The 7,264-nt window shown below is 56.8% G+C and carries 7 protein-coding genes; 2 read left to right on the forward strand and 5 right to left on the reverse strand.

The features are described 5' to 3' along the window. Window positions 1-16 precede the first annotated feature (16 nt). The 5 genes from VGK48_06060 to VGK48_06080 form a co-directional block, all read right to left on the reverse strand. Window positions 17-1,036, reverse strand: coding sequence for an amidohydrolase family protein (locus VGK48_06060; protein ID HEY2380732.1), 1,020 nt, complete (start codon window positions 1,034-1,036; stop codon window positions 17-19). After that, window positions 1,026-2,360 (reverse strand): MFS transporter, encoded by a 1,335-nt coding sequence (locus VGK48_06065; GenBank protein ID HEY2380733.1) that lies wholly within the window; start codon window positions 2,358-2,360, stop codon window positions 1,026-1,028. The genes VGK48_06060 and VGK48_06065 overlap by 11 nt, the downstream gene beginning before the upstream one ends. Window positions 2,361-2,482: 122 nt before the next feature. Then, the gene (locus tag VGK48_06070; protein HEY2380734.1) at window positions 2,483-3,832 is read right to left on the reverse strand and encodes a thiol-disulfide isomerase; all 1,350 of its coding nucleotides are present in this window, start codon (window positions 3,830-3,832) and stop codon (window positions 2,483-2,485) included. Window positions 3,833-3,911: 79 nt separating this feature from the next. After that, window positions 3,912-4,469: a transposase gene (locus VGK48_06075; protein ID HEY2380735.1), complete on the reverse strand. Its 558-nt coding sequence runs from the start codon at window positions 4,467-4,469 to the stop codon at window positions 3,912-3,914. A gap of 26 nt (window positions 4,470-4,495) precedes the next feature. Continuing rightward, a complete protein-coding gene (locus VGK48_06080) occupies window positions 4,496-5,092 on the reverse strand; it encodes a hypothetical protein (protein ID HEY2380736.1) in 597 nt (198 codons plus the stop codon). Window positions 5,093-5,409: 317 nt separating this feature from the next. Between VGK48_06080 and VGK48_06085 the strand changes: the two genes are divergently transcribed. Both VGK48_06085 and VGK48_06090 read left to right on the forward strand, forming a co-directional pair. Next, on the forward strand, window positions 5,410-6,345 hold the full coding sequence (locus tag VGK48_06085; GenBank protein ID HEY2380737.1) for a GDSL-type esterase/lipase family protein: 936 nt from the start codon (window positions 5,410-5,412) through the stop codon (window positions 6,343-6,345). Window positions 6,346-6,482: 137 nt separating this feature from the next. Further along, window positions 6,483-7,264: hypothetical protein (locus tag VGK48_06090; GenBank protein ID HEY2380738.1), on the forward strand; the 782-nt coding region annotated here is incomplete at its 3' end.

The following is a 7,264-nucleotide window of genomic DNA, read 5'->3' on the forward strand; positions in this document are numbered from 1 at the left end:
CCACCCCCTCCCGGCTCTACTTTGTTGCCGCTACGGTCTTCAGTTTCAGCAGGCGTTCGGCATTGCCACTGTAAATCTGGGCCTTTTGTTCCTTCGTGAGGTCCAGCCCCTCGACGCATTTGATGGTCTCTCGCGCGTAAACACCGGGAGCGGGCTCAAAAGGCATATCCGAAGCGAAGACCACATTGTCGAGGCCGAAGAAATCAAAGCCGCACTTTGTCGCGGGTCCGGCGCCGAACAGGGCCGTATCCGCGTAGAAGTTTTTGAAGTAATCCACCGGCCGCTTCTTCATCGATTTCAACAGCGACTTGTAGTCCATGTCTGAAGTGCGCGTCCCCAGTTGATCCCAGCCGTAGCCGACACGGCCTTCGAAGTACGGGATCATTCCGCCCATGTGATGGGTGATGATCTTCAGCTTCGGGAACTTGTCGAAATATCCGGCGAAGACCAGGCGCGACATCATGACGCTGGTTTCATACGGCCAGCCGAACGTCCACCAGATCTCGTATTGCGATTTCGTTTCGGTGAGGTAGTCCGGAAAATCCGCGCCCCGCGCCGGATGCACCCAGATCGGAACATCGCGCCGGGCGGCTTCCTCGAACAGCGGCAGGAATTCCGGCGAATCGAGCGGCTTGCCCGCGGCATTCGTGTACATCTGAATGCCGAATGCGCCGAGTTCATCCAGCGCCCGGGTCATTTCCTTTTCAGCCGCTTTGGGGTTGTTCATCGGGAGAGACGCCGCAAACCCGAGAAAACGGTCGTGTTTCTTGACCAGTTCCGCCAATCCGTCATTCCCTTCGCGCGCCAGTTCCGGCGATTTGTCCGGACCGGCGATGATCTCGAGGGGCGGAAGCGGAAGGGTCAGAACCTGAACATAGTCCCCAAACTCATCGAGGATGCGAAACCGGGATTCGACATCGACGATCGTCTGAATATTGGAAACCCGTTTACCGATGTCTTTGCCGCCATGACCCGCGTCGATGTATTTATCGAAAAACTTCTTTGGAAAGATGTGGTTGAAGATGTCAATTTTCATGTAGAACTTCCTTATTAATAAGACTCACCGTGCCGGCGGCAAAAGTGGCAATCAGGGCGGGGACGGCCGCTGCCCAGAATACCCTGCTGGCGCTGCCTCCGTAGGATAGTAGAAAACCGCCGAGGATGGGGCCAAGAATCGAACCGACACGGCCGATTCCGAGCGCCCAGCCGATCCCGGTGGACCGGATCGCCGTCGGATAATAATCGGCCGTAAGCGCGTTCGAGACGGTCTGGCCGCCGATGACTCCCATTCCGGACGCGAAAACCGTCATCACCAGGAACGGAATGGACGACCCCGCATTTCCTATGAGAAAGATGAAGACTGCCGCCGCCAGGTAAGTGATGGCCAGAATTCCGAAAGACAGCTTCCGGCCCAGTGATCCTGCCAGCGCCAGCGCGCCGACCAGTCCGCCGATCTGAAACAGCGAAGTGATCAGGCTGGCCGTCTCCACCCGGATACCCGCATCGGTCATGATGGTCGGCAGCCAGTTGTTCAGGAACCACAGATTCAGCAGGTTCATGAAGAACATGACCCAGAGCAGCAGCGTCACGCCCGCCCGGCCATCGGCAAACAGCCGGCGCACGGAGAATGTCTTTCCGGAATGCTCATCCTCGCCGGCCATGACCTCGTCGGGCAGCGGCATGGCGGGAGCAATGCGGGCAAGATATTTAAAGATACGGGGCTTCTGTCCGCCTTTGAGCACGAGGAACCGGATGGATTCGGGAAGAAAGCTGATCAGCAGCACCGCGACGACCATCGGGATCGAACCACCGACGCGGAATATCGCCTGCCAGCCATAGTTCCGGATCAATGCCGCGACCGTCCAGCCCGCGAAGGCAGAGCCGAACGAAAACCCGCAGAACATGACCATGACGGCGGAGTTGCGCGAACGCTTCGGCATGTACTCCGAGGTCAGGGCGATCGCATTCGGCATCGCGCCGCCCATTCCGAAACCAGTGAAGATCCGAAATCCCATCAGCTGGGTGACCGATGTCGCCGTTGCCGTCAACAGCGAACCCACTCCGAAAGTCAGAGCGCACGCGACCAGCACTGGCTTGCGGCCGAAGCGGTCCGCCAGGGGACCGAAGATCAGCGCGCCCACCATCATGCCGAGCGTGCCGCTCGATATCACCGGACCAAAGGCCGAGCGCGCGATGTGCAGCTGCGCCATCAGGGAAGGTCCGACAGGGCCCATGACCTGCGCATCGAAACCGTCGATGAACACAACCATCGCGCAAAGGGAGGCGATCAGGAATTGATATCTGCTGAATGGCTGTTCGTCGATGAATTCCCGCACGTCGAGCACAGCTGCGTGTTTCACGGTGGGGCTAAATATAGCAAAAGGTACAACAGAATCTTATTGCATCATTGCATCATTGGAAGTTTTTGCAGTTCTAAATTTGAAATGCAGAAGCCTCTAATGATGCAATGATGCAATAGGTTTTACTCCAAAGCGGCGAGCGTCGGCCCCGACGTCCCGCGCTTCAGCAGGCTGGGCCCGGATGCCTTGAACAGGACCTTCGGATCTTTGAGGTTGGGATCGACCAGGAAACTCATGAAGCAGTTCTGCATTTCCTCCCAGTTCTGATTGCCCCAGACGACGAGCTTCGCCGGATCGGGGTTCCACTTGTTGTTCGCCGAATTGTCGTAGTGAGCGATCCCGACGATCCGGGTTCCCTTCGGAATCGGGATCGGCTGCGCGAGGTCATATCCCAGCTGCCAGTTGAAATCCCACGGCGCTTTGAAGACCGTTTCCGTCTTGCCCGAAGGATAAATCAGCCGGACTTCATAGTCCTTTCCGCGAAGGTGCATATGCGGCTGCAGGTAGACGAGTTGCGTGTCCGCCTGCGCCGTCATTTCCGACACGACTTCGGCATTGCTGTCGCCGGCAGGAATCGCGAGATTCCCGCCTGTAGGGCCATCCGAGGTGAAGTACCGGAACTTCGGCGGTTCCTTTGCGAAGACAAGTGCGAGCCTGGAACGGTCCGTTGTGGGCTTGTGGGTTGCCGTGTAATGCATGCTGAACACGATGTCGGAACCTTTCGGCACGAACTTCGCGGATTCGAACAGGCTGAAATCCTGGGCTCCGAGACCGGGATTGAACTTGCCTAAAAGATCGGTGCCCTGCCCCTGGCGGCCGACTTCCATGTCAGTTTGTTCGTAAGCAACACCGGGAACGGCGTCCTTCATCCATGTCGAGCCCGGCGGCCGGACGATGGCTCTCATGTGATGCACGGCCTGCGGATTGCCGGGACGCAGATCCGCGGCGATCACCCATCGGTCCTCAGGAAAGTTCACTTTCACAAGGATGCTTTTGTAATTGATCGTGCCCTCGGCCGGCAATTGGATGTCCTGAGGCATCTCGATAACCATATCCGGCTTGAGGTCCCATCCTTCCTGGAACGTCACAGGCGCGGGCTTGTCCTTCTCATTGCCCTCGAGCGCGCCGCCATCGACCCAATCCGAAATCGTTTTGATGTCGGTATCGCCAAGCCGCTTGTCATTCGCAAAGTGGCCGTATTCCGGATCGGCGAACCAGGGCGGCATCTTCCGGGTAAGAACGGCGTCCTTCATCGCTTTCGCCCAGGGACGCGTGTCCTTATAAGTCATGAACGACATCGGCGCGATCTCGCCGGGCCGGTGACAGGTCTGGCAATGGTTCTGAAGAACGGGCAGGACATTTTTATCGTAGGTGACTGGCCCGTCGTTCGTTCCGGTGGTGGCCCGCGTTGAAGACGCCATCGCCGCGAAACCCAGCGCGCAGGTGGCGAGGGCTATGCCTTTCCAGGACATATTCGGCTCCTTAAATACGTCGTTGAGGAATGTTACAAGCGCTACTCTACATCGCGGGCGAATATGTTGCAAATAGGACTTACCGCCAGGCCGGGCTGGACAGGACCGTGCGATTGAACTTCTGATTGAGTACGGCGATATTCTGTTCGAGATAATCGATGTGCCGCTGAACGTCGTTTTTCAGACAGGGGTCGGTTCCCGTCAGATGCTCCCTTTCGAGGAGAAGCATCCCACGGACGTTGTCGCGCCGTGTTCGCAACTGCTTCAACTGATCGACGATTTCCTTCGACAGCGGCCGCGGCTCCGGATCGACGAGTTCACCGAAGTGCGCCAGAAGGCCCGCCTGTGTGCGGTCGAAACGGCCCCGGCGGCCGACCGCGCGAACGAAGTCGCGAACGTGCCTTGGATTGATGATAGCGAAGGGCAGACCGTAAATTGCCAGAACTCCGGCAACAGATAACTCGACTGTTCCCAGCGCCTCCATGACCACCAGCTTCGGCCGCAAAGACTTCAGCTTTTTGATGGTGTCTTCAATATTTTCTTCCGCAAACTGGGTTTTCCAGATTTCGCCCGTCGGGCGGATCGCGACCTCGAGCGCTGTCGACGTCGCGGTTAATCCAACAAATTGTAAATCCACGAAATACCTCTGAATTCCATCTGTGACTACGTCAAGCTGCTGCCGGATTTGCCCAGCTTGGCGATTTCTACGGCCTGGCGCTGCCCCTTCTCCACTGCGGCTTTCGCTTTGGCCTTACTCAGGTCAGGACGAAGTTCGCGAATGGCTGCCTCGATCGATACGGCGTGATTCCCGGTTATTTTTGTCTTCAGCCGGGGGAATGGAATCGTGAGATCTTTGGAAACATAAACCGCGGAGATAAAATCCCTCTGGTTTTTGAATCCTGCGGACGCCTGATTCACACTGGTTCTGGCCGGCAACATCTTTTGAAGCCTCGCCGCCACTTTCCCGTTAACGACGAACGATCCTTTTGCAGCGGGGCGCTTCAGGTCTTTAGCCTTTGTGCCTGCGGGCTCTCTGGGTGCGGCCTGAATTGGCGATGCCTGGATCTGCGTTGCGGCCTGTGCCTGAACCTGTGCCGTCAGGGCGGTGTCCGCGGCGCGAACGGATTCTATTCCACTGTCGAGTTGGCTCAGGCGTGTGTCGAGCGTGCGCCGGATCGAGTAGAAACCATAAGCTTCGAGCAGGAGAAAGGCGACGATCCCGATCGTGATGCTGGCAATGCTACGCTTGATAGTGAACATAATTGGATGACCTGCCGGTCACCACCACATAGCAAAAACATTGCCGTTGGCGTTTTTCGATGTCGAACCGTTCTATTTATTGCTCAATGAGTTATGGCCATCAAATATAGCGGTGAAGGATGATTCGGATCTGGGACTCGAAAAGCATGGAACAATTACATGAATCAAGGAGGACGGAGAACAAACGTCGCCTTTCTATCAGCGGACAATCAGCATGATCGCCGGCCCCGGGTTGCGTCTGTCGCGACCGCTCAGATACAATGCCTCGCCAACCAGTGGAAATTCATTCCAGCAATCAGGAGGTTCAAAAGGTCACTATGATGCGTGCACTCCATGTTTCTATTCTATTCGTGGCGCTGGCCGGTTACGCCTTGGCGCAAGCCCCGGCCGCCGGCGGCGGACGAGGCGGAGCACAAGGCAGGGGAGGCGGCGTTCCCGTTGTCACGGGTCCCTCAGCTCCTGTTCCGCCCGAAGTCGCGATTCCTCGCCCCACTCCGGAAGAACTCGCACAGGTAAACGATGCGATCGCGAAGTGGGTCGCGTCCGACAAGTCGAGGACAGCACCGCTGCTCAAGAAATTTCAGCCGCTCATGCTGTTGCAGCCCCCGCGCCTCAATGTCGCCGCGACATATACACAAACGCAGCAGCGCATGGGACCTCGGCACGAAGGCTTCGTCGAGACCGCGAAGAAGGGCGGCATCGACCTGCTGCTGGAAGGCGATTCGATTACCGACTGGTGGGTACAGGGCGACGCCAAGAAGGCGATGTTCGACAAGTATTTCGGTCAATACAAGACAGCCAACTTCGCCATCGCCGGCGATACCACGCAGGGCGTTCTGTGGGGCTTGAAGAACGGCGAGGGTCAAGGCTTCCAGCCGAAGGCCGTGATGCTGATGGTCGGGACGAACAATACCGGTCAGTCCTCGGCGCCGGAGATCGCGGAAGGCGTCGGCGCTGTGGTGCTCGAGATGCGCAAGGATTTCCCCAATGCGAAGATCCTGCTGCTCGCCATTTTCCCGCGAGGACTGCCCCGCGACCCCGTGCGCGACAAAATCGCGGAGGTGAACAAGATCATCTCGAAGCTGGATGACCGGAAGCACGTCTTCTACATGGACATTGGGCAAAACTTCCTGGATGAGAAAGGCGTCTTCCTTCCCGATTCGTTCCAGGGCGACAACCTGCATCCGGCGCCCAAGGGCTACGACCTCTGGGGAGCGGCGGTGAAGAGCAAGATCGCCGAATTGATGAAGTAGTTCCCAGCAGATCAGCCACAAAAGGCATAGCGCGGCTACGCCGCAACCAAAGATAGACAGACAGAAACGCTCCAAGACCCCTCCAGTCCCCCGCAAGGGGGACGATGGGTTTGCTCAGAACTCATCAAGGAGGCGTCATGGAGCGTTTTTTGCGTCGGCACCAGGACCGAATCGCAGGAATTATATCAGGGTTCGATCGGATGCGATTTACGGGAACGTTGCGGTGGATGGCGCATGTTGAGGGTATGGGAAAGTTTCTCAACAGTCAGGGCGTGTTGTTGAAGGATTTCGGCAAATATGTGGAGAGGTTATCGGATGAGATTAAAGAACATGCCTACCGGATAGCCGAAAAGAAAGGCCGACCGGTGCAGTATCTGGCATCGTCCGGGGAGTCGAAGGAAGACATTGCGCTGAAGATCGCCGAACGGGATGGAATTCAGGAAGGATTAATCTGCGTATTGAGTTGTGTCGAGCCATGCCAGTCTTTCGACATCCAGAGAGATAAAAAGTCGAAGCAATTGAAACTGGTGGGGCGTTGGCGCAAATGCCTGCACTTGTATTTCTATTGGTTGGATCCCAATTACGGGCTGATGCATCTACGATTGCAAACCTGGGCGCCATTTACGGTTCACGTTTGCATGAACGGTCGAGAGTGGCTGGCCCGGCAAATGGACCGAGAAGGTATCGGTTATGAGAAGCACGACAACTGCTTTACCCGGATTGATGATTTCGATAAAGCGCAGCAATTATTTGCTGGTTTAGATCAGCAAGCATGGGCCGGATGGCTGGAAAAGCTGGCCTCCAGCATTCATCCCTTTTTGCGGGGTAAGTCGGATCTGCATTTTAAGCCCTACTACTGGAGCTTGAGTCAGAGCGAATACGCTACGGATGTCGTGTTTCGCAGTCCATCCTCTTTGAA

The sequence above is a fragment of the Terriglobia bacterium genome, assembly GCA_036496425.1.
Lineage (GTDB): Bacteria > Acidobacteriota > Terriglobia > 20CM-2-55-15 > 20CM-2-55-15 > 20CM-2-55-15.